Genomic DNA, 19,815 nt, shown 5'->3' with positions numbered 1-19,815 from the left:
GAGTGCCGAGCAAGCTCACCGGAAAATGCTTTTGCGGCGCGGTTCACTACGAGGTGGCCGACGAATTCCTCTATGCCGCGAATTGCCATTGTTCGGACTGCCGGCGCACCACCGGTTCGGCATTCAAGCCTTTCGCCGGTATCGAGCGTGAAAAGTTTCTCCTCACCGAAGGCGAGGACAAACTCCTGATCTTCGGCGACCAAAGCGGCCACAACGCGCATTGCTGCCAGTGCGGCTCCTTGCTTTATTCGCTCGTGCGCGACGGCGCCTACGTCCATGTCGCCATGGGAACGCTCGTCGACGACCCATCCATTCGTCCAACCGAGCACATCTTCGTCGGTTCGAAGGCGGGCTGGTTCACCATCACCGATGACCTGCCGCAGTATCAAGAGCACGTGATTGCCGGCTCCGACCAGCAATAGGCTGGAACCACAGCGGGCCAATCCCGTTTATTCGACGCCCGTTTGCCGGGAATTGACCTTGGCCTCATCTCGTCGGCGGTAGCGGATGCCTGACGTCTGTAGAACGATGTCGGGAATGCATGTTCTTGCGCCGACCAAGGAATCAGCCCAGCATCCAAGGGCTGGGAGAGAAAAAGCATTTATGGCCGGACGCGGCATATCTGCGACCCGACGATCCGGCCACTGGGAAGATACGTTCCGGGAACGGGCAAGCGAAACGCTTGATGCTCGTTTGAAAGGAACGTTTCCATGTCTGCTGCCACACTCAGATCGGCCAATGCCGTTCAACCGGCTGGCCGACTTTTGTTTTCCCTGTTCGCGATCGGCGCGATGGCAATGCTGACGGCACCTGCCTTCGCGCATGACGCCACGCCCACGGCGGCAAAGCCACAAGGCTGGAGTTATCCGTTCGCATGCTGCGCCAACTATGATTGTCGCACGACCCATACAGGCGAAGTGCTGGAGAAACCCGAGGGCTATGTCATCGCCGGAACGGGTGAGGTCGTTCCAATGACCGACAAGCGTGTCAAGGACAGCCCGGACGGCGAGTTCCATTGGTGCGCGCACCAGGGGGGGCTCGACGCCGGCAGGACAATCTGCCTGTTCGTGCCGCCGCGCTCTTATTGACGATAGGAACGCATTCCGAAGTCCGCCTGAGCGCGTGTGACGGGACGGGCTTGCTGAGACCAGCCTGTCGCGGTAGCGCCGGGTGATGCTTGCTGACAGACAGTTGTCAGGAGCACCTCTTTATGCTGCCTTTGCCGCACAGGGTGGCGGCGACAGGAGGAGTTCGTTGATGACCATCAAGGCAAGCTGTCATTGCAAGGCGACGACGTTCGAGGTTTCGCAAGCACCGCAGACGGTGACGCAATGCACCTGTTCTTTCTGCTCGAAACGCGGCTCGCTCTGGGCCTATTACGTGCCTTCGCAATTCAAGCTCACCAGCCCGATGGAGAACGTCTCTTTCTATCGTTGGGGGTCGAAGACCGTAAAGCACGGGTTTTGCGCCACCTGCGGCTGCGGCACCTTTACCGAAACGCCGGACTGGTCGACAGGCGAGCCGGATTTCGACAATCCCAAGATCAGCGTCAACTCGCGGCTGTTCGATGATTTCGATCTCGACAAGGTCGAAGTGGTTGTCATAGACGGCAAGAACCTCTGGTAGCTTATCCAAACAATTCCGGCACGGCGATGCGGCGCCACCACCGGGTATTGGTCTCTCGGGAAAAGCCGTGAACGGCGCTTTTGCCGTTCCGCTTTTCGCCGCAATTCATGGTACAAGTCGCGGGAAGGGCTGATTTGGCGCCACCGCAAGGCGTGACTTGGAGAGGGACCATCCTATGAAAAAGACTGTGCTCGTCGTCGTGGCGACGGCTGTGCTCATGAGCGCCTGCACCACCACCGATCCGTATACAGGCGACCAGAAGATTTCCAACACGGCGGCCGGCGCCGGCCTTGGCGCCCTGGCGGGTGCCAGCCTTGGCCTGCTTGCCGGTGGCAACGACCGCCGCAACGCACTGATCGGCGCCGGCATCGGCGCGCTGGCCGGCGGCGCCATCGGCGCCACGATGGACCAGAACGAGGCCGAACTGCGCCGGCAGCTCGAGGGCACCGGTGTCAGCGTCACCCGCAGCGGCGACCAGATCATCCTCAACATGCCGTCCGACATCACCTTCAACTCGGATCAGGATGCGGTGAAGCCCGGCTTCTACCAGGTCCTGAACTCCGTCGCGCTGGTGCTGAAGAAGTTCAAGCAGACCACGGTCGACGTGTTCGGCCACACCGATTCGACCGGTGGCGACCAGCACAATTTCGATTTGTCGCAGCGTCGTGCTTTGGCGGTGGCGAACTATCTGTCCGGTCAGGGCGTGGATCAGCGGCGCTTCGCCGTCACAGGCTTCGGCAAGACACGTCCGGTCGCATCCAATGCCACAGCCGAAGGTCGGGCCCAGAACCGCCGCGTCGAGATCCAGCTGTCGCCGCTCACCTGATCCGTCCGGCAAGCGGATGCGAAACGGCCCTCATGCGGGGCCGTTTTTGTTTGAGCTGACATCGGCGCTCTGGATGGGTACGGTATAGATTTAGTTATTGCTAAAATATAGCTTTCCGGCGGCCATGGAAAGGAATAGCATCATGGCAGTCCAGCGGGGATGAGGCGGTGTAATCGGCCGCGCAATCAGCATTTTTCCGCCTCGGTCTTGCACGGCCAGATCAGAAATCTGGGAGGAATGCATGACAAGAACAGCCAGCCTTGGGCGCTGTGGCGTCCTCGTTTTAACAGGTTTGGTAGGCGCGTGGCTGAACGTTGCTTCGGCTCGGGCCGAGGACCCCAACAAGGCCGACATCGAAGCCTTGAAAAAGTCGCTCGCCAAATATGAGGATTACACCGCTGCCGTCCGCGACCTCTATCTGTCGACGGTCGGCTGCGTCTACTACAGCGGAGAAAAGATAGCGGGCGCGATGGATTACCCGAAGGGCGCCATGGGTATTCACTTCGTCAATGTCCCGAGTGTCGGCCAGAAGCTCGACCCGATGCACCCCAACGTGCTGATCTATGAACCGACCAAGAAGGGTTTGCGGCTGGTGGGCGCGGAATGGCTGGTGCCTCTGACGCCGGACATAAAGGAGCCTCCGAAGCTGTTTGGCCAAACCTTCATGGGGCCGATGGAGGGGCACTACCCTCTCATCCCGAAGGAGTTCGTCCACTATGACCTTCATGCCTGGCTCGGGGACAATCCGAACGGCATGTTCAGTCCGACGAACCCGAACGTGAAATGCTCGAAGGCCGAGTTTCCGATGCTGGAAAAACCGACCAAGATGATGCCTGGGCCGATGTAACGGGCGAACCAGGCTGGAGCTCTACCGAGAAGGCAAGCCGGATGGCTGGCTTGCCTTCGAAGCGGTCGGGATCAGACCTTGGCGACGATCCGCATGAAGGCCGGCATGTCATCGCCGAAGCCAACGGTGGAATCGTTGTCTTCCTGGTGACGTTGGCGGGCAGGGCGGCTGTTGTCTCGCTGCGGCCGGGTATCGCCGCGTTCCGGTGCGCGCTGTTCGTTGCGATCGGACGATTTGCGCTCGGTGTTTTCCGAACGGATCGCTTCCTTGCGCGAGCGCCGTTCGCCGACGTCGGCGGCTGCCGCTGCGACCTCGGCCACCGGCTGGTCCTCGCGGACTGTTTCCGGTGCCGTGTCTTCGCTGCGCTTGGCGTGGCGTTCGCGCGGTTTGCGCTCGCCGCCCTTTTCCCTGCTGCGGTCGTCGTCCTTGCGGCCGGCGCGGCGCGGTGCGCCCTTGCCACGGCGCGGAGCATCGTCCTCGCCGCCTTCGCTGGCAACCACCGTCGACAAGTCGCCATCATGCCATTCGATCTTATTGCCGATCAGCCGCTCGATGGCGTCGATGTATTTGGTGTCCGACTTGGTCGCGATGGTGAAGGATTTTCCGGAGCGTCCGGCGCGGCCGGTACGGCCGATACGGTGGACATAATCCTCGGCATGGATCGGCACGTCATAGTTGAAGACATGGCTGACGTCGGGGATGTCCAAGCCGCGCGCGGCGACGTCGGAAGCGACGAGGTAGCGCAGCTTGCCGTCGCGGAAATTGGCCAGCATCTGCATGCGCGCGCGCTGGTCCATGTCGCCATGCAGCGCACCGGCGTCGAAATCATACTTCAGCAGCGAGCGGAACAGTTCCGACACTTCGACCTTGCGGTTGCAGAAGATGATGGCGTTCTTCAGTTCGGCATCTTCGGCCTTGATCAGGTTGCGCAGCGTCTCGCGCTTGTCCCACGGCTTGGAGCCTGATTTGACCAGCCGCTGGGTGATGTTGGTGGCGGCGGACGCGGCCTTCGAGACCTCGACGCGCACCGGCGCATGCAGGAATTTCTCGGTCAGCTTGGTGATTTCCGGCGGCATCGTCGCCGAGAAGAACAGCGTCTGCCTGGTGAACGGGATCATCTCGCAGATGCGCTCGATGTCGGGAATGAAGCCCATGTCGAGCATGCGGTCGGCTTCGTCGATGACGAGGATCTCGACGCCATTGAGCAACAGCTTGCCGCGCTCGCGGTGATCGAGCAGGCGGCCGGGCGTCGCGATCAGCACGTCGACGCCGCGCTCCAGCTTCTTGTTCTGTTCGTCGAATGAGACACCGCCGATCAGGAGCGCGATGTTGAGCTTGTGGTTCTTGCCATATCGGATGAAATTCTCTTCGACCTGCGCGGCGAGTTCGCGCGTCGGCTCCAGGATCAGCGTGCGCGGCATACGGGCGCGGGCCCGGCCGTTTTCGAGGCGGGTCAGCATCGGCAGCACGAAGGAAGCCGTCTTGCCAGTGCCGGTCTGGGCGATGCCCAAAATATCCTTGCCGAGCAAGGCGTGCGGGATCGCACCAGCCTGGATCGGCGTCGGCTGGGTGTAGCCGGCGTCGGTGACTGCGGAAAGGACCTTCGGCGACAGGCCGAGGTCTGCGAAGGTCAACGCTTCTTGAGCGGTCGTGGTGTCTGAGGACAAGTGTTGTTGTCTTTGGCTGGTTCGGGGAAGCGCAACGGCGTCTAATGGCGTCGCGGCAAGCGCCACGCGCCTGCAAGATCGGTATTGCAATTAGGAGCAAGCCCTCGATTTGTCAACAGAAACGGGCAGCAATGGCACGATTGTGAAGTTGTAACCTTAATCGGGATGCTTAATCGACCTGTCGGTCGCAGAGCCGGCTCAATAGCGGAACTGTTCGGCGAGAATACGCTCGTTCCAGGAATGATTGGGATCGAACAGCAACGTTGCTGTCGCCGTGGGTGATTCTCGCACCGTCACCGAGGTCACCGCCTTGACCTCGGTATGGTCGGCGGCGGCGTTCACCGGCCGCTTTTCCGGCTCGCGGATGTCGAAGCGCACCGTCGCTTTGTTGGAGAGCAGCGCGCCGCGCCAGCGGCGCGGGCGAAACGGGCTGACCGGGGTCAGCGCCAGCAGCGGCGCGTCGAGCGGCAGGATCGGCCCGTGCGCCGAAAGATTGTAGGCGGTGGACCCGGCCGGGGTTGCGATCATGACGCCGTCGCAGTTCAGTTCCTCAAGCCGGACCTGTTCGTCGACGGTGATGCGGATCTTGGCCGTCTGGTACGATTGACGCCACAGCGCCACCTCGTTGATAGCCAGTGCCGAAATCGTTTCGCCTTCCGAGGTCACGGCCAGCATCTCCAGCGGGCGGATGGTTTCGGCGACGGCGGCTTCGAGACGCTCGGTCAGGCCACCGGAACGATACTCGTTCATCAGGAAGCCGATGGTGCCACGGTTCATGCCGTAGACCTTCTTGCCGGTCCCCATCGTGTCGCGCAGGGTCTGCAGCAGGAAGCCGTCACCCCCAAGGGCAACGACGATCTCGGCCTCCTCGACGGAAGACTGGCCATAGCGCGCCGACAGGCTTTCCAGCGCCGTCTTGGCGTCAGCGGTGTCGGACGAGACGAAGGCGATGTGGCTGGCGGCTTTGCTCATGGCTCCCCGATGACGACCGGTGGCAGCGGCAGGGCCGCGCCAATTTCGGGGTAGCATGGGCGGGGTAGGTCTGCAAACGGAGCCGCCATCCCGGATGGCAATGCCATTCCGGGATGGCGAGGCGACCGCGGGACGGCGGATGCGGACATGCGTTCGCGTATCATGTCAAAGGCTACGCGAATGTGATGGTTAAGACCGGCCTTAAAGTCTCGTAAAGCCGGATCGGTCATGTTAGCCGGCAGTGGATGGGTGGCGTGGGGGCTAGCCAGTCGAGGCCGACATATTGCCGGTAACACGCCTGATCATTGTCTTTCTGATGCTGGGAAGCTTCGCGCTGCTCTTTGCCGAACTGGTGCGCCAGTCCGAAGAGACGAGCTTCCGACCGCAGCCCACGGCGTCGCGCTGTGGTGACGCAGCCGGAGCGCCATGCCCGCAAAGGGCGCTGTAGCGCTGTAACCTGATCATCCTTTCGGACGACCGGCGGCATTGGCGGCCGCTTCGGTGCGCGACATCGCGCGGCAGTTTCTCTCCTTAAAAGCAGAGGCCGGTCGGCTGCCGCACGTTCCACTCGTGAAAGCTTGCTGTTTGCACTCGCGGCGCTTGGCGGTGTAGATGGGTGCACCGATTGGCGGAAAGGTTTTTGGGTAGCCTCGTATCCGCCGTTGTTGGGAAACAAGCCCTGCGGCTCGTTGACTGGCCGGGTGTCTGGAGCAGGGGGTTCCATGTCGCGCAGCGTGTTGATTTCTGGTGGCTGCGGCTTCCTCGGCTCACATCTGGTCGACCGTCTGTTGCGGCGAAGCGATCTGGAAAAGCTGATCGTCGTCGACAATCTTTGGACCGGGACGCGAGACAACGTCGCACATGTCGCCGATCCGCGTTTCGATCTGCAGATTGCCGATGCCGAAAGCTTTTCATCCCTTCAACGCTTCGATGAGATCATCCATCTCGCGTCGCCGGCTTCGCCGCTTTGGTACATGCGCGAGCCGGTACGCACGATCAAGGCCAACATCGGCGGCGCGCTCAATCTTCTGACGCTGCTCAAGCCCGGCGGCCGTTTCTGCTTCGCCTCGACCTCGGAAGTCTATGGCGACCCCCTGGTTTCACCCCAACCCGAGAGTTACAGGGGATCGGTGGACTGCACCGGTCCCAGGGCCTCTTATGATGAAAGCAAGCGCTGCACCGAGGCATTGCTGTTCGAACAGCAGCGGGTTGTCGGGCTCGACATTCGCGTCGTCAGGATTTTCAACACATATGGGCCGCGAACCCGCATCGACGATGGACGCGCCGTTTCGAACTTTGCCATCCAGGCTCTGACAACCGGGGTGCTGACGGTCTATGGCGACGGGTCCCAATCGCGCAGTTGGGGTTATGTCGACGACATCGTCGAGGGGCTGGAACGTTACTTCTGGCGCGACGGCATCTCGCATCGCGGCCCTCTGAACATCGGCAACGATCACGAGGTTTCCGTCCTGCGCATCGCGGAATTCGTCAGGTCGCTTGTCCCCGGCAGCCGCATCGAGCACCACCCTCCGGCTCCCCAGGATCCCACAAATCGGCGTCCGGACCTGACGTCGGCGAGGCATGTCCTTCCTGGCTGGGAAGCCAGGACGGGCTATCAGGAAGGCATCGGGCGCACCTTCGATTGGTTCCGTCAGCGAATTGCGGCTGGAACCGTTGCGGCCCCAACGGCCTGACGCGCCCGGCGTCGCGGCCAAAGCTCTTTCCTGGCTGCCCACTTGGTCACCACCGCATCGGGCGCACCCATCGGCGAGCCCTGGCCGTATCCGCATAAAGATATTGACTGCATGTTTAGTCATAGTTACTCCTGAGGTCGCGAATTGAGTTGGACAGCCGGCGCCAGCCGGTGAATGGCCACCATGAAGAGGGGAATATCTCGACTGCGATGCGGCTTGCCGTTGCCGGTGCGCCGCATGCCGCAAATGCGATGCCGACGGCCGTTCTCGTGCCGTCGATCGGCATTGTCGCCGCCATCTTTTCGTCAGCAGGAAACGGACCTGAGGCCGTAACGCCGCCGGTCCCAACAATGGGAGCATACAGCATGAACTGGAAACTGACCGCGACGGCCATCGGCCTGTCGCTGCTGACTGTCACGGGCGTTGCCCATGCCGACGGCGAACTCAACATCTACAATTGGGGCAACTACACCAGTCCCGAGCTGATCAAGAAGTTCGAGGAGACCTACAAGGTCAAGGTCACCGTCACCGACTATGATTCCAACGATACCGCCCTGGCCAAGGTCCGGCAGGGCGCCTCCGGCTATGACATCGTCGTGCCCTCGGCGAGCGTCGTGCCGGTCTGGATCAGCGAAGGTCTGCTCTTGGAGACCGATCCCAACAAGATGGAGAACTTCAAGAACGTCGATCCCAGGTGGGTCGATGTTCCATTCGATCCAGGCCGCAAATATACCGTTCCATGGCAGTGGGGAACGACCGGCATTTCGGTGAACAAGTCGGTTTATGCCGGCGACCCCAACACATCGGCGATCTTCCTCGACCCACCCCCCGAACTCGTCGGCAAGATCAATGTCGTACCCGAAATGGGTGACATCATGTTTCTCGCCATCGCTTACGAGGGTGGCAAATATTGCAGCAGCGACATGCAGATGCTGAAGAAGGTGCATGACAAGCTGGTGGAGGCCAAGGCGAAATGGCTTTCGCTCGACTATGCGGCCGTCGATGGCCTGGGCAGGGGCGACATCGCCGCGGGCGTCAACTGGAACGGCATATCGCTGCGCGAGCGGCTTGAGAACGACAAGATCGTCTATGGCTATCCCAAGGAAGGCTATCCGATCTGGATGGACAATGTCGCTGTCCTCAAAGACGCCAAAAACGTCGACAACGCCAAGCTGTTCCAGAATTTCATCATGGATCCGCAGAATGCGGCACTGATCTCAGCCTTTGCGCGTTATTCGAACGGTATCAAGGGCTCGGAAGCCTTCATGCCCGACGACATGAAGACCGCGCCGGAAGTCAACATTCCCGCCGATTTCGCCGCCAAGGGCCAGTTCATGCAGGCATGCCCGCCCGACGTGCAGGCGCTCTACACGAAGATCTGGACCGACCTGCAGAAATGACCTGACCAGGCTTTCCCGCGCCGCTGCACGCGGCGCGGTCATCTCCGTCCATGCAACGCGATGCGCAGATCGCAGGAGACTTCCCATGACCGATCTCGACCTTTGCTACATGCCGGCCAGCGAGGCGCTGCGGCTGTTCAAGGCAAAGAAGCTTTCGCCCGTCGAACTGATGCAGGCCACCATCCGCCGCGCCGAAGCCACCAAGCCGACGATCAACTGCCTCACCTTCACGCATTTCGACGAGGCGATGGACCTGGCCAGGAAAGCCGAGGCGAAATACGCCAGGGGGGCCCGTACCGGGGCGCTCGAGGGACTGCCGATCGGCATCAAGGACGAGAGCTACATCAAGGACAAGCCGACCTCGCACGGCTCGCTGCTGTCCCGGGATGCCATCGGTGGCCATACGTCGACGATGAACGAGCGCATCATCAAGGCCGGAGGCATTGTCCATGCCCGCACGGCGACGCCTGAATTCAGCTGCGCCGGCTACACCTGGTCGAAACGCTGGGGCGTGACGCGCAATCCGTGGAACCCGGAATTCACGCCCGGCGGTTCGTCCGGCGGTGCCGCGGCGACGCTGGCGTCCGGCACGTCGTCGATCGCCACCGGCTCGGACATTGCCGGGTCGATCCGAATTCCCGCGTCGGCCTGCGGTCTTGTCGGCTTCAAGCCGCCTTACGGGCGCAATCCGGACGAGCCGCCGTTCAACCTCGATTTCTACTGCCACACCGGACCTTTGGCGCGAAACGTCGGGGATGCGATCCTGCTGCAGAATGTCATGTCCGGACCGAGCCCGCTCGACATCGCCACACTCCGCCCCAAACTGCGCCTGCCCAGCGACTACAAGCCGATCAAGGGCTGGAAGATTGCTTTCTCGATGGACCTCGGTTCTTTCGAAGTGGACCCCGATGTGCGCAAGAACACGCTTGCCGCCTGCGATGTGTTTCGCTCGCTTGGCGCCACGGTCGAGGAAGTCGATCTGGGCTGGGGCGACGACGTGCTCAAGGCGGGCATGGCCTATCTCGAACATCTGTTCGGCGCCTCACTGTCGCAACTGCTCAAGGAGCACGGCAAGGACATGACGAGCTATGCCAGGCAGTTCGCCGAGGACGGGCAAAGGTCGAAGGCGACGGACTTTGTCGGAACACTGGAAGTGGCGGCCAGGATGTACCAGACGCTGGGGCCGCTGCTGGAGACCTACGATGTGCTGATCTGCCCGACCAACGCGCTTCCCGCCGTGCCGGCGGAGTTCGATCAGACAACGGGCACGGTCGAGATCAACGGCAAGCAGGTGAACCCGTCGCTTGGCTGGGTGATGACGACGCCGTTCAACATGATGAGCCGCTGTCCGGTTCTATCCGTGCCGTCGGGCCGGGCGGCAAGCGGCGTGCCGACAGGCATCCAGATCGTCGGCCGCACCTATTGCGATGCCGATGTCTTCCGGGCGGCCATGGCCTATGAGACGGCCAAGGGGCAGTGGTACACAAACGCCGAAACGCGCCCGTCGCTATAACAGGGCGATGCGGCCCTTGCCGCGATCGTGGTTGATCTGCGGTTTCGGTTGTGGTGAGCCGACGCCGGACACCTCGAATAGACGGATCCGTGGCGGCGGCGTCGGTGATCGCCGGCAGAAGGTCCGAAAGGAGCTGGACGAAGATGGCGCAACAAAAAGCTGCGGCGGCAAAACGCAAAGGCGCAACGGCGAAGAATGGACGTGCCGCAAACGATGCCGCGCCGCCCAAGGACCGTCGGCGCGAACGCGGCGAAGCCAGCGTGCAGCGGATCATCGACGCCACCATCGAGCTCATCGCGGAGGAGGGGCTGGCAAGCGTCACCATGCAGCGCATCGCCGAACATGTCGGGTCGTCCAATGCCCTGGTCGTCTTCCATTTCCGCAGCAAGGAGAACCTGTTTCGCGCCGTCCTGCAGTATCTCAGCGATCGATACGATGAGCTGTGGGTGACGCTGGTGCGAGCGCCCGGCCTGTCGCCGGTTGAGCGGGCCCTGGGCGCGGTCGATTGCGCGCAACGTTTCGCCCGCCAGCACCCGAAATGGGTTTCGGTCTTTGTCGTGTTCTCCAGCGACCGCAAGAGCATGCAGATCTACAATGAGATCGGCCTGCCGAGCGATCTTGCCTACACCGCCGAAGCGCGCGAGTTGCTGATCGAGATTTCGCGCAGCGGCGGTTACACCGGCGTCGACATCGACACGCTGTCGGAGAGCCTGAATTATCTGGTCCATGGCGCCTGGTATTGGGATCATCTCAATCCGTCCAGCCGCGACACCAACGTGCTGCGCAAGACCATGCTGCTCCTGCTGCATCAGGCATTCCCGCGGCATTTCGAACTGATGCGCTAGAGCAATTCCAGGAAAAGTGTGAAACGGTTTTCCGTCCGGAATTGCGCCAAGCAAGGAGTTGGAGTGGTTCGCCGTTTCCGTGAAACGGTGAACCGCTCTGACCGCTTTCAGGGCTGCCGCAGATGGCAGCCGGCTCGCCGCTTTTGTTCCAGATACTCGTCGACGAGCTGGCGGTAGCGCACTTTGCCGAAACTCGGGAAATGGCCGCCATGCACGACCGAGACATCGAGGTCGCGCATACGCAAGAGCGTCGCCATGTAATCGGGGATGTCCGAGTGGTAGACATCGTCGATCAGCGGGCCGTCATAGATGATATCGCCTGATAACAGGATGCCCGTCCTGTTTTCATAGAGCGCGATGCCGCCGGGCGAATGGCCGGGCGTGTGGATCACCTCGAAAGCACGATCGCCGAGATCGACGACGTCCCCATGCTTGAGCAAACGGCCTGCCGGTGCGGGCGGAATACGGTAGCGCGCCGTGTTCCAGCCTTGCGGCTGGCAATCGAACATTTCGTCGGTCGCATAGGTGCCGGCTGCCGTCCACTCGTTACGCGGATCGGCGAGGATCCCGGCCTCGGCGGCGTGCACGCAGCGCTCGGGAAATTCGTGGTGACAGCCTATATGGTCGAAATGCGTGTGGCTGGCGACGCAAATCAGCTTGCGCTCGCTGACCAACGGCACGTGACGCCGGAGGCTGAAATGGCCAAGCCCGGTGTCGAACAGGAGATCGCGATCGCGGCCGCGCACATGCCACATATTGCAGCGGAAGAACGGTTTTATCCAAGGCTCGTGGATCAAGGTCACGCCATCGCTCATGCGGATGGTCTCGTACCAGTCTGGTGCCTCGATGACCGCAAGCGTTGCCATGTTTCAATCCGTCAGAAAGTTCAGTCCGTCAGCAGGATGATCTGGTCGGTATCGCAGGAAATCGCGACCCTGTCGCCCGGCTGGACGGTCGCCGTCGCGGGCAATTTGGCGATGAAGTGGAGCGAAGGGTCCTCGACGGAAACGGCGAGCACCCGCTTGAAGCTGCCCTGGAAGACCACGTCGCTCACCTCGGCCGTGCCGAGCCTGACACCGCCGCGCGCCTCGCCGAGGACAAGATGCTCCGGCCGTATGGCCAGCGCAACGGCAAAGCCGACCGGCAAGGCGCCGGGCAGCGAGACCGGCCCGACCGGCGTCGCGACGGTGCTTGTCCTATCCTTCGCCTCCGTGACCGTGCCGGCGAGGATCGTGCTTTCGCCCATGAAGGTCGCCGAAAAACGCGTCGCCGGTCGTGCGTAGACGCGCTCTGGCGGACCTTCGTCCTCGATGCGCCCGTCATTCATCACCACGCAATGGTCGGCCAGCGCCATCGCCTCTTCCTGGTCGTGCGTGACATGGATAAAGGCGGTGCCGACGCGCTTCTGGATCGCCTTCAATTCATCCTGCATCTGCCGGCGAAGTTTGAGGTCGAGGGCGCCGAGCGGCTCGTCGAGCAAAAGCACCGCCGGCTCGATCACCAGCGCGCGCGCCAGCGCCACGCGCTGCCGTTGGCCGCCGGAGAGCTGATGCGGCTTCTTGTCGAAGGCAGAGGCGAGACCGACCAGCGCCAGCGCCTCGCGCGCCTTTGCGGCGCGTGTCGCGCCGTCGACGCCCTGCATGCGCAGGCCGAAGCCGACATTGCTGCCGACGCTCATATGTGGGAACAGCGCATAGTCCTGGAACACCGTCGTCGTCGGCCGCTTGGCCGGCGGCACCGACGTGCAATCCTCGCCACGGATGAACACCATGCCTTCGCTGGGGGTGACGAAGCCGCCCAGAATGGACAAGAGCGTCGTCTTGCCGGAGCCGGACGGCCCGAGCAGGATCGTGTAGCTGCCGGGCTCGATCTGCAGCGAGACATCCTTCAGCACGGTGTGCTGGCCGAAGCGATGCGAGACACTGCTGATGTCGACGAGGGGCGCGCTCATGCGGGCTTTCTCCGAAGCAATGTCAGTTCAAAAAACACCACCAGCACGATGGAGACGGCGAAGACCAGCGAGCCGACGGCATTGGTCTTGGGATTGAGGCCGGAACGCAGCAGGTTCCAGATCTCGACCGGCAGCGTGGTGTCGAAGCGGGTGAGCAGGAAGGAGATCACGAATTCGTCCCAGGAGAAGGTCATCGACAGGAAGAAGCCGGCGAAGATGGCCGGCGCCATGACCGGCACGGTGATCAACAGCAGCACCTTCCATTCCGGCGCGCCGAGGTCGCGCGCGGCGCGCTCGATGTTGATCTGGTGGTCGCCCATCTGGCTGTAGATGATGGCAAAGCACAGCGGCAGATTGATCACGACATGGCCGATGCCGGCAGCCAGTAGCGATTTCGGTACGCCGGCCCAGTTGAACAGCACCAGCAGCCCCATGCCGATGATGAGATAGCTGACCGTCAGCGGCAGGGTGATCAGCCCGCGCAGCAGGCCGGAGCCGGGCAGGACGAAGCGGGCAAAGCCCCAGGCGGAAAGGAAGCCGAGCGTCACGGCGGCGAGCGAGGAGATGGACGCCACCAGCAGCGAATTGACCAACGCCGAAGTCAGCCGTGGGTCCGAGAGCACTGCGTCGTACCAGCGCAGCGACGGGCCGGTGAAGGGCGGGATCGGGAACGACGTCGCCTGCAGCGAAAACAGCACCAGCACGATCACGGGCAGGAAGATGAAGCCGTAGACGGCAAGCGCGTAGAGCCAGGAGGCGATGCGGACAATCCTGCGCATCTCAGGCCCGCTCGATCTTCAGCCAGCGGGCGCAGGCGAGATAGGCGATGGTGACCACCGCCATCAGGATGATCGACAGCGCCGAGGCCAGCGGAAAGTCGCCGCGCCGGCCGATCTGCATCATCACCAGCTGCGGCATCAGCAGCTCGTTGTTGCCGCCCAGGATCTGCGGCGTGATGTAGTCGCCCATGCACAGCACGAAAGTGAGGAAGGCGCCGACCATGATGCCGGGCAAGGTCAGCGGCAGCACGACATGCAGGAAGGTTCGCACCGGCCCGGCGCCGAGATCGGCGGCCGCCTTGCGGTAGCTCGGGCTGAGCTGCTTGAGATTGGCGAAGATCGTCAGCGTCAACAACATGACGAAGAAGTGCACGAAGCCGGTGATGGTGGCGAAACGCGTGTTGGCGAGATGCACAGGCTCGCTGATGAGGCCGGAGCCGGTCAGCGCCCGGTTTACGACGCCGTTCTGCGCCAGCACCAGCAGCCAGGAATAGGAGCGCACGACATAGGAGGTCCAGAACGGCAGCACCGCCAGCATCAGCGCCAGCCGCTGCCAGCGCTCCGGCACCTGTTCGGCGAGGGTCCAGGCGAAGGGATAGGCGAGCAGCACCGAGACCACGGTGACGATCGCGGTCACCTCAAGCGAGTTCACCATCGCCTGCCAGTAGGAAGGGTTGGTGAAGAATTGGCTGTAGTTGGACAGCGTGAAGCCGCCGCCCTCATGCGCCGTCAGGCTGGAAAACCCCATGGCAATGAACGGCAGCACGAAGAACAGCAGCGTCCAGCCGAGCGCCGGCGTGACCAGCGCCCAGGGCAGAGCAGAGCTCGCCCGGGGCAGAGCAGAGCTCGCCCGGGGCAGAGCAGAGCTCGCCCGGGGCAGGGTACGGCCCGCCCGGGGCAAGGGGTTGTTTCCAGCCGAGCTCATGAGCGCTATTGGCTCATTTCGCCTGCAGCATTTCGGTCCACATGTCCTGCATCTTCTTGTCGAGATCGGCGTTCGGCGCCGGATAGGCCTGGGCACGCGTCAGGAAGCCCGGCTGTTCGTCGAAGCGCAGCACCTTCTTCTGGTCGTCGGTCAGTGCTGCCTTGGTGTTGGCCGGCATGCCCCAGTAGCAGGAGGAGGTGGCAAGCCGCGCCTGGCCCTCCGGGCTCATAATGTACTGGATGAACTTCAGCGCCATGTCCTTGTTCTTGGAATCCTTGAACATGGCCAGCGACTGCGACCACAGAACCGCACCTTCTTTCGGGATGGAGAAGTCCAGCGCCGGGTTTTCCTTGGCCAGGCCCGCCGTCACCCATTCGCCGCCGCCGACCAGTATGTCGACCTCGCCCGTCGCCAGCGCCGTCTGGCTGGCGGTCACTTCGCCGACCAGCTTGGCATTGGCTTTCATCTTCAAGAGCTCGTCCTTGAGGGCGGGCAGGTCGGCTTCGGTGAGATCGGCCGTCTTCTTGCCGATCGCCAGTGCGGCCATGCCGATGACCGGCAGGTAGTAGTCGTAGATGGCGACCTTGCCCTTGTACTTGTCGCCGGTCAGGGCCGCCATCGACTGCATGTCGGCCGGATCGACCTTGGTCTTGTTGTAGCCGATCGTGTTGTAGCCGAACTTTTCGGTGATGCCGTAGCGCTTGCCGCCGACCATGGTGGAGCCGTCCATCTTCACCTGCGCAAACAGGTCGGCCAGCGGCAGCTTGTCTTCCGGCAGCGGCTCGAACAGGCCTCTTTCGACGCCGCGCGGCACGTCGATCGAATCGATCACCATCACGTCCCAGTCGCCCGGCTGCGACTGTTCGACGATGGCGAGGCCAGCGCCGGTGCCCTCGAATTCCTTGACGTTGACCTTGACGCCATTGGCCTCCTCGAAGGGCTGCAGCAGTGCTGGATCGGCATGATCGCACCAGATCAGCGCGTTGAGGTCGGCGGCCTGGACAGCGCTGCCGGCTGCGAGCAACAGCGCCGCGGCCGCGCACGCAGCATGCAGATGGCTCTTCAACATGGAAAGCGAATTCATGGTCTTGGAATGTGCGGACATCGAGTGTTCTCCCTTGCCTTTGTGGCTTCTTGCAAAAAATTGAACCAATTCTAAAATTGAGTCAATTCTGTTTTTGTGGCAAGAGGCTGGAATGAGCGGATTGCGGGCAAGGCAAAAGGCGGACCGGCACAGGCGCATCATCGAAGCGGCGGCGGAACTGTTTCGAGAGGCCGGCTATGAGGGCGCCAAGATAGAGGCGATCGCCACGCAGGCCGAGGTCTCGGTCGGCACCATCTACAACTACTATGAGAACAAGGGCGACATCCTCGGCGCCATCGTCTCGCTGGAGGTCAATGAGGTGCTGAATGCCGGGCAGGGCGTCGTCGCCAGGCCGCCGGCCAATGTCGGCGATGCGCTGGATACGCTGATCGGCATCTACATCGAGCACTCGCTGCACTATCTCAGCAAGGAGATGTGGCGGCAGGCAATGGCGATCTCGACGCAACTGCCCGACAGCCCGTTCGGCCAGGCCTACACCGCGCTCGACCGCGCGCTGACCGAACAGATCCGCGCCCTGATCGCCCGGCTGCAGGCGCTCGGCCTGGTGCGCCAGGACATCGACGGGGCGGCGCTCGGCGAACTGATCTTCAACAACATGAACATGATGTTCATCGAGTTCGTGAAACGCGACGCGGCGAGGATACCGGAGCTGCGCGCAGCGATACGGAGGCAGAACCGGATTTTGGTGGCGGCGATCGGGGTGTGAGGGAGTCAGGAGCAGACAGGAGAAAATCGTCGGTTCGGCATATTGTCATTTCACACCAGCGCTCGCCTCTTGAGTTGAATTTAAAACCTAGTACAACTTAAGGGAGCATAAAAAGGGGAGGCGTAAATGGGGGCGTTTTCCATCTGGCATTGGGCGATCATGCTGCTGTTGATCGGCGTGCCTGTTTTCTTTGCTGTTCGATCGGCCGCGAAGCCGTCGCAGAATCCTGAGGCTCTTGTGGGCTTCGGCGGCTGGCTGATGCTGCTGGCTATCGGTCAGGCATTGTCACCGCTGCGCACACTCGCCGAATTGGGGGCCTCCAGCGATGGCTACAACCAGCTCATGCTGGTGCCGAATGGACCCATGGTGGTCTATGGCGAGGTTGCCCTGCTGCTGGCATTCATGGTGCTTCAGCTTGTGGTGCTCGTTGCCATGCTGAGGCGGAGCCTTCGGTTCAAGCAGTTGTTTCTCATCCAATGGCTCGCAATCCCGGTGGCGGTCATACTAAACGCGATCTGGGTCTCCACCGCGATCGGGGTTTCGGTTCGGCAAGTGGTCACTGGCGAGGCGCTTGCGACGTACATAGTCTCGTTTGTGCTGATAGGGCTCTGGGTCGCCTACGTCTACAAGTCCGTCAGGGTGCGGAACACCTTCACCAGGGTTAGGGCATCCACCCAGGTTGCTGGCGCGTCGTAGAAGAAGGCACAACTTGGAATGTTGGAACTGCGCGCGGCGATCCGCGGGCAGAACCGAATTCTTGTGGCGGCGATTGGGGTGTGACCTCGTGCACCACTATGTCGCCATCGAACCTGGAACGGCCAGATCCTGAGCCGACCGACCTCGACCATCATCCGTGACGGCTGCGACCTTTTGGAAAGTCTTTATTTCGTCCTCATTTATACGTGCTGCCCGCGCTCTCGCCTGGAGATCAACCAGGCGCGCCACGAGCGATTGCGACGTCTCGACTTCAGGGTTCATCATTTTCATTTGTCCGATTGAGTGGCGATTTGACGAGCGCAACCCGCCGGCATCCCTGCCGGCGGGCCTGGCCGGTTCGAAGTTTCAGTCGTAGACTTTCACAATCTTGCGTGTGCTCGGGTCCACCAAAACCGTTCGGTTGTCGACCACCGTATAGCGGTATTTGACGTTGGGAACCTCGTGGAGTTCGACCGTGTCTGGCAGAGCCGTGCCGACATTCAACTCCACCCCCGGAAGCTTCACAGAAGCCAAGGGTTGCTTCTTCACGTATTCGCGGACGACGGTGTCCTGTTCCGGTGTGATAACCACATCCTGTGCCGCAACCGCGCCGACGCTGGCCAACAGCAAGAGCGCCGCAGCGGCGCTGCTTAGATGCATCCTCATTTGTTTTTCTCCTCTTGTAACTGGCGGCAGCACGATCGGCTGGGCGCCAGCCACCCGAACACGTCGCCAGGCCAAACGTTCCTCATACGGGCCTCTGTCTGAATCCGCGCAGGACCAAAGTCTGGTTGGAAAACGCAATGGTCTTACCCGTTGGGAGTAGGCGGAACGGCTTAGGCCTAAAGGTTGTTGTCTCTCCAATTCGGAGAGAAACAGTGGAAAAAAGTGTCGGCCAGGCGCGATGGTTGCTCGCACCGATTTTCGCAACAGCCATCACCTTCCTGGTGATGGGGGTCGTTCTTGGCTGACATGGCGTGGATCGGCGCAGCTACGTCCCTTCCTGCGCTGATAGGACCCGTGAGCTGCTTCGGCGGCGGGCGGGTCCTGTATTTCACCGTGCGCCCATGCATGCTCATTCGGCAGGCGTGGGCGCATTTCTAGCACATGTACCTTGGGAGGTTTATTATGGATCGGCGATCCTTCTTGACTGCAATGTTTGGCGTTGCCGGGGCAGCGGCCCTTGCAAGCGCTGTCCGCCCAACTGACGCAATGGCGGGTGTTCCAGGGGCCGGACACGGCATCCTCGATGAACTTGAGACGCCACAAACAGAGACCTTTGAAGAAGACGCACAGGCAGAAGTGCAGCAAGTCTACCATCGGGACTGGCACTACCGTCCCCACCGCCGCCGGCGGGGCTGGAGACGGGTTTGCCGCAGTTATTGGCGGCATGGTCGCCGTCGCGTCCGGTGCTACCGCCGACGTGGTCCTTCGGTCGTCCTTCGATTTTAACTGATTTCCCGCCTCGGCCCGTTCCGGCTCACGCGCCGAGAACGGGCCGGTTCAGATTCTTTTCGGTGAACGATGACAATGACATTGGTCCACAGATCGAATGAGAGTGGCAGCGCGAACCAACCGGGAAATGGCAACGATGATCGTGCGCCCGGGTTTGTGGCCTCCGTCGCTTTGCCGGACAGAGAAAACATTGCCGACCTTGTCAGACGAACAGAGCGCATGGCCATCTTGGTGGTTCTTGGACTGAGCGGCTGGTTGATGCTCGTCCCCGCTATTTATCTTGTGCTGACGCACGGGATATGAAGCTTGCGGGACATCCGTGCGCGCTCAGGGTTGGATTGCAATCGCATCGGATCGCGGCTTCCGCAGCCGTTTCGTGTCACCGGCAATGTGGGCGGGACGGGCTGTATTGCTGGCGCGAGGCGCAGGTGCTTGGATCACCGCGGCCTACGTCCGGCATGCTTGGAGCGCTATAATCCAACTAGCCGAACGTAATCGGCTTCTGGCTTGCCGTAGGTGCCGTTTGCGCAGGCCGCAAGTCCGCTGCGGTCCCTGATGTGCACTTCGCCACGTCGAGAATAGATGAAACCACGTCCTTCCAGCACTTGCAGCCCAACGGTAACGCCTGGGCGTCTTGCTCCAAGCATGACGGCNAGAAACTCATGGGTGATCGCAAGGCGCTCGCCGTGGACCCGATCGTCACACATTAGNAGCCAGCGCGCCAACCGCTCTTCAAGGTTTGATTTTGCGTTGATCAGGGCCGTATAGCTGGTCTGGATGTGGAAGTAGTGGACATAGCGCAACAGGA

Annotated in this window: 21 protein-coding genes; 11 read left to right on the top strand and 10 right to left on the bottom strand. The window is 61.8% G+C overall.

The window, feature by feature from the left end; genetic code table 11:
* Window positions 1-2: 2 nt before the first annotated feature.
* The 5 genes from M729_RS0100120 (at window position 3) to M729_RS0100100 (ending at window position 3,299) form a co-directional block, all read left to right on the top strand.
* Window positions 3-422, top strand: a complete 420-nt coding sequence (locus tag M729_RS0100120; RefSeq protein ID WP_024503890.1) for a GFA family protein — start codon at window positions 3-5, stop codon at window positions 420-422.
* Window positions 423-710: 288 nt separating this feature from the next.
* Window positions 711-1,088 carry a hypothetical protein gene (locus M729_RS0100115; RefSeq protein ID WP_013531369.1) on the top strand — a complete coding sequence of 126 codons (378 nt, stop codon included), beginning with the start codon at window positions 711-713 and terminating at the stop codon, window positions 1,086-1,088.
* Between the two features lie 169 nt (window positions 1,089-1,257).
* Window positions 1,258-1,626: a GFA family protein gene (locus M729_RS0100110; protein ID WP_024503891.1), complete on the top strand. Its 369-nt coding sequence runs from the start codon at window positions 1,258-1,260 to the stop codon at window positions 1,624-1,626.
* Between the two features lie 175 nt (window positions 1,627-1,801).
* Window positions 1,802-2,452, top strand: a complete 651-nt coding sequence (locus tag M729_RS0100105; RefSeq protein WP_027160391.1) for an OmpA family protein — start codon at window positions 1,802-1,804, stop codon at window positions 2,450-2,452.
* Between the two features lie 241 nt (window positions 2,453-2,693).
* On the top strand, window positions 2,694-3,299 hold the full coding sequence (locus M729_RS0100100) for a hypothetical protein (protein WP_024503892.1): 606 nt from the start codon (window positions 2,694-2,696) through the stop codon (window positions 3,297-3,299).
* A 71-nt stretch (window positions 3,300-3,370) separates the two neighbouring features.
* Here the strand turns inward: M729_RS0100100 and M729_RS0100095 are convergent, their stop codons facing one another.
* Both M729_RS0100095 and M729_RS0100090 read right to left on the bottom strand, forming a co-directional pair.
* Window positions 3,371-4,966, bottom strand: coding sequence for a DEAD/DEAH box helicase (locus M729_RS0100095; protein ID WP_024503893.1), 1,596 nt, complete (start codon window positions 4,964-4,966; stop codon window positions 3,371-3,373).
* Between the two features lie 198 nt (window positions 4,967-5,164).
* Window positions 5,165-5,938: an NAD kinase gene (locus M729_RS0100090; protein WP_013531374.1), complete on the bottom strand. Its 774-nt coding sequence runs from the start codon at window positions 5,936-5,938 to the stop codon at window positions 5,165-5,167.
* Window positions 5,939-6,660: 722 nt separating this feature from the next.
* On the opposite strand from M729_RS0100090, the gene M729_RS0100085 reads away from it, so the two are divergent.
* Window positions 6,661-7,632, top strand: coding sequence for an NAD-dependent epimerase/dehydratase family protein (locus M729_RS0100085; protein ID WP_013531375.1), 972 nt, complete (start codon window positions 6,661-6,663; stop codon window positions 7,630-7,632).
* A gap of 115 nt (window positions 7,633-7,747) precedes the next feature.
* On the opposite strand, the gene M729_RS1000000138225 is transcribed toward M729_RS0100085, so the two are convergent.
* Entirely contained in the window at window positions 7,748-8,026 is a 279-nt protein-coding gene (locus M729_RS1000000138225) for a hypothetical protein (protein WP_127218689.1), read from the bottom strand.
* Here M729_RS1000000138225 and M729_RS0100080 point away from each other — a divergent pair.
* The 3 genes from M729_RS0100080 (at window position 7,998) to M729_RS0100070 (ending at window position 11,390) form a co-directional block, all read left to right on the top strand.
* The gene (locus M729_RS0100080; protein WP_024503894.1) at window positions 7,998-9,032 is read left to right on the top strand and encodes an extracellular solute-binding protein; all 1,035 of its coding nucleotides are present in this window, start codon (window positions 7,998-8,000) and stop codon (window positions 9,030-9,032) included. The two genes, M729_RS1000000138225 and M729_RS0100080, sit on opposite strands and share 29 nt — an antisense overlap.
* An 85-nt stretch (window positions 9,033-9,117) precedes the next feature.
* Window positions 9,118-10,545, top strand: coding sequence for an amidase (locus tag M729_RS0100075; protein ID WP_027160390.1), 1,428 nt, complete (start codon window positions 9,118-9,120; stop codon window positions 10,543-10,545).
* 143 nt (window positions 10,546-10,688) lie between these two features.
* On the top strand, window positions 10,689-11,390 hold the full coding sequence (locus M729_RS0100070; protein WP_013531378.1) for a TetR/AcrR family transcriptional regulator: 702 nt from the start codon (window positions 10,689-10,691) through the stop codon (window positions 11,388-11,390).
* A gap of 107 nt (window positions 11,391-11,497) precedes the next feature.
* Here the strand turns inward: M729_RS0100070 and M729_RS0100065 are convergent, their stop codons facing one another.
* From M729_RS0100065 to M729_RS0100045, 5 genes are read right to left on the bottom strand one after another with little or no spacing between them, the layout of a single operon-like run.
* Window positions 11,498-12,256 (bottom strand): MBL fold metallo-hydrolase, encoded by a 759-nt coding sequence (locus tag M729_RS0100065; protein ID WP_027160389.1) that lies wholly within the window; start codon window positions 12,254-12,256, stop codon window positions 11,498-11,500.
* Window positions 12,257-12,276: 20 nt separating this feature from the next.
* Window positions 12,277-13,341, bottom strand: coding sequence for an ABC transporter ATP-binding protein (locus M729_RS0100060; RefSeq protein WP_027160388.1), 1,065 nt, complete (start codon window positions 13,339-13,341; stop codon window positions 12,277-12,279).
* Complete coding sequence (locus M729_RS0100055; protein ID WP_013531381.1) at window positions 13,338-14,120, bottom strand: ABC transporter permease; 783 nt, start codon at window positions 14,118-14,120, stop codon at window positions 13,338-13,340. Before M729_RS0100055 ends, M729_RS0100060 begins: the two co-directional genes overlap by 4 nt.
* 1 nt (window position 14,121) lies before the next feature.
* On the bottom strand, window positions 14,122-15,045 hold the full coding sequence (locus M729_RS0100050) for an ABC transporter permease (RefSeq protein WP_084652530.1): 924 nt from the start codon (window positions 15,043-15,045) through the stop codon (window positions 14,122-14,124).
* A 13-nt stretch (window positions 15,046-15,058) separates the two neighbouring features.
* A complete protein-coding gene (locus tag M729_RS0100045) occupies window positions 15,059-16,150 on the bottom strand; it encodes a spermidine/putrescine ABC transporter substrate-binding protein (RefSeq protein WP_027160386.1) in 1,092 nt (363 codons plus the stop codon).
* Window positions 16,151-16,241: 91 nt separating this feature from the next.
* Between M729_RS0100045 and M729_RS0100040 the strand changes: the two genes are divergently transcribed.
* Window positions 16,242-16,856, top strand: coding sequence for a TetR/AcrR family transcriptional regulator (locus M729_RS0100040; RefSeq protein ID WP_024503901.1), 615 nt, complete (start codon window positions 16,242-16,244; stop codon window positions 16,854-16,856).
* Window positions 16,857-16,982: 126 nt separating this feature from the next.
* Window positions 16,983-17,552 carry a DUF2569 family protein gene (locus tag M729_RS0100035; protein ID WP_027160385.1) on the top strand — a complete coding sequence of 190 codons (570 nt, stop codon included), beginning with the start codon at window positions 16,983-16,985 and terminating at the stop codon, window positions 17,550-17,552.
* Window positions 17,553-17,918: 366 nt separating this feature from the next.
* Here the strand turns inward: M729_RS0100035 and M729_RS0100025 are convergent, their stop codons facing one another.
* Both M729_RS0100025 and M729_RS01000000134545 read right to left on the bottom strand, forming a co-directional pair.
* Entirely contained in the window at window positions 17,919-18,218 is a 300-nt protein-coding gene (locus M729_RS0100025) for a DUF1236 domain-containing protein (protein ID WP_013531386.1), read from the bottom strand.
* Window positions 18,219-19,477: 1,259 nt separating this feature from the next.
* Window positions 19,478-19,815: helix-turn-helix domain-containing protein (locus M729_RS01000000134545; protein WP_032807936.1), on the bottom strand; the 338-nt coding region annotated here is incomplete at its 5' end.

The sequence above is a fragment of the Mesorhizobium sp. WSM1293 genome (assembly GCF_000513875.1).
Taxonomy (GTDB): domain Bacteria; phylum Pseudomonadota; class Alphaproteobacteria; order Rhizobiales; family Rhizobiaceae; genus Mesorhizobium; species Mesorhizobium ciceri.
The sequence above is the reverse complement of the archived record's forward strand: the minus strand, read 5'-3'. Positions and strand labels throughout refer to the sequence as shown.

Excerpts from the sequence above, each read along its gene's own strand:
- M729_RS0100115 (WP_013531369.1), top strand. The coding sequence starts at position 711 with ATGTCTGCTGCCACACTCAGATCGGCCAATGCCGTTCAACCGGCTGGC.
- M729_RS0100110 (WP_024503891.1), top strand. The coding sequence starts at position 1,258 with ATGACCATCAAGGCAAGCTGTCATTGCAAGGCGACGACGTTCGAGGTT.
- M729_RS0100105 (WP_027160391.1), top strand. The coding sequence starts at position 1,802 with ATGAAAAAGACTGTGCTCGTCGTCGTGGCGACGGCTGTGCTCATGAGC.
- M729_RS0100100 (WP_024503892.1), top strand. The coding sequence starts at position 2,694 with ATGACAAGAACAGCCAGCCTTGGGCGCTGTGGCGTCCTCGTTTTAACA.
- M729_RS0100090 (WP_013531374.1), bottom strand. The coding sequence starts at position 5,938 with ATGAGCAAAGCCGCCAGCCACATCGCCTTCGTCTCGTCCGACACCGCT.
- M729_RS0100085 (WP_013531375.1), top strand. The coding sequence starts at position 6,661 with ATGTCGCGCAGCGTGTTGATTTCTGGTGGCTGCGGCTTCCTCGGCTCA.
- M729_RS0100080 (WP_024503894.1), top strand. The coding sequence starts at position 7,998 with ATGAACTGGAAACTGACCGCGACGGCCATCGGCCTGTCGCTGCTGACT.
- M729_RS1000000138225 (WP_127218689.1), bottom strand. The coding sequence starts at position 8,026 with ATGGCCGTCGCGGTCAGTTTCCAGTTCATGCTGTATGCTCCCATTGTT.
- M729_RS0100075 (WP_027160390.1), top strand. The coding sequence starts at position 9,118 with ATGACCGATCTCGACCTTTGCTACATGCCGGCCAGCGAGGCGCTGCGG.
- M729_RS0100070 (WP_013531378.1), top strand. The coding sequence starts at position 10,689 with ATGGCGCAACAAAAAGCTGCGGCGGCAAAACGCAAAGGCGCAACGGCG.
- M729_RS0100065 (WP_027160389.1), bottom strand. The coding sequence starts at position 12,256 with ATGGCAACGCTTGCGGTCATCGAGGCACCAGACTGGTACGAGACCATC.
- M729_RS0100060 (WP_027160388.1), bottom strand. The coding sequence starts at position 13,341 with ATGAGCGCGCCCCTCGTCGACATCAGCAGTGTCTCGCATCGCTTCGGC.
- M729_RS0100055 (WP_013531381.1), bottom strand. The coding sequence starts at position 14,120 with ATGCGCAGGATTGTCCGCATCGCCTCCTGGCTCTACGCGCTTGCCGTC.
- M729_RS0100050 (WP_084652530.1), bottom strand. The coding sequence starts at position 15,045 with ATGAGCTCGGCTGGAAACAACCCCTTGCCCCGGGCGGGCCGTACCCTG.
- M729_RS0100045 (WP_027160386.1), bottom strand. The coding sequence starts at position 16,150 with ATGTCCGCACATTCCAAGACCATGAATTCGCTTTCCATGTTGAAGAGC.
- M729_RS0100040 (WP_024503901.1), top strand. The coding sequence starts at position 16,242 with ATGAGCGGATTGCGGGCAAGGCAAAAGGCGGACCGGCACAGGCGCATC.
- M729_RS0100035 (WP_027160385.1), top strand. The coding sequence starts at position 16,983 with ATGGGGGCGTTTTCCATCTGGCATTGGGCGATCATGCTGCTGTTGATC.
- M729_RS0100025 (WP_013531386.1), bottom strand. The coding sequence starts at position 18,218 with ATGAGGATGCATCTAAGCAGCGCCGCTGCGGCGCTCTTGCTGTTGGCC.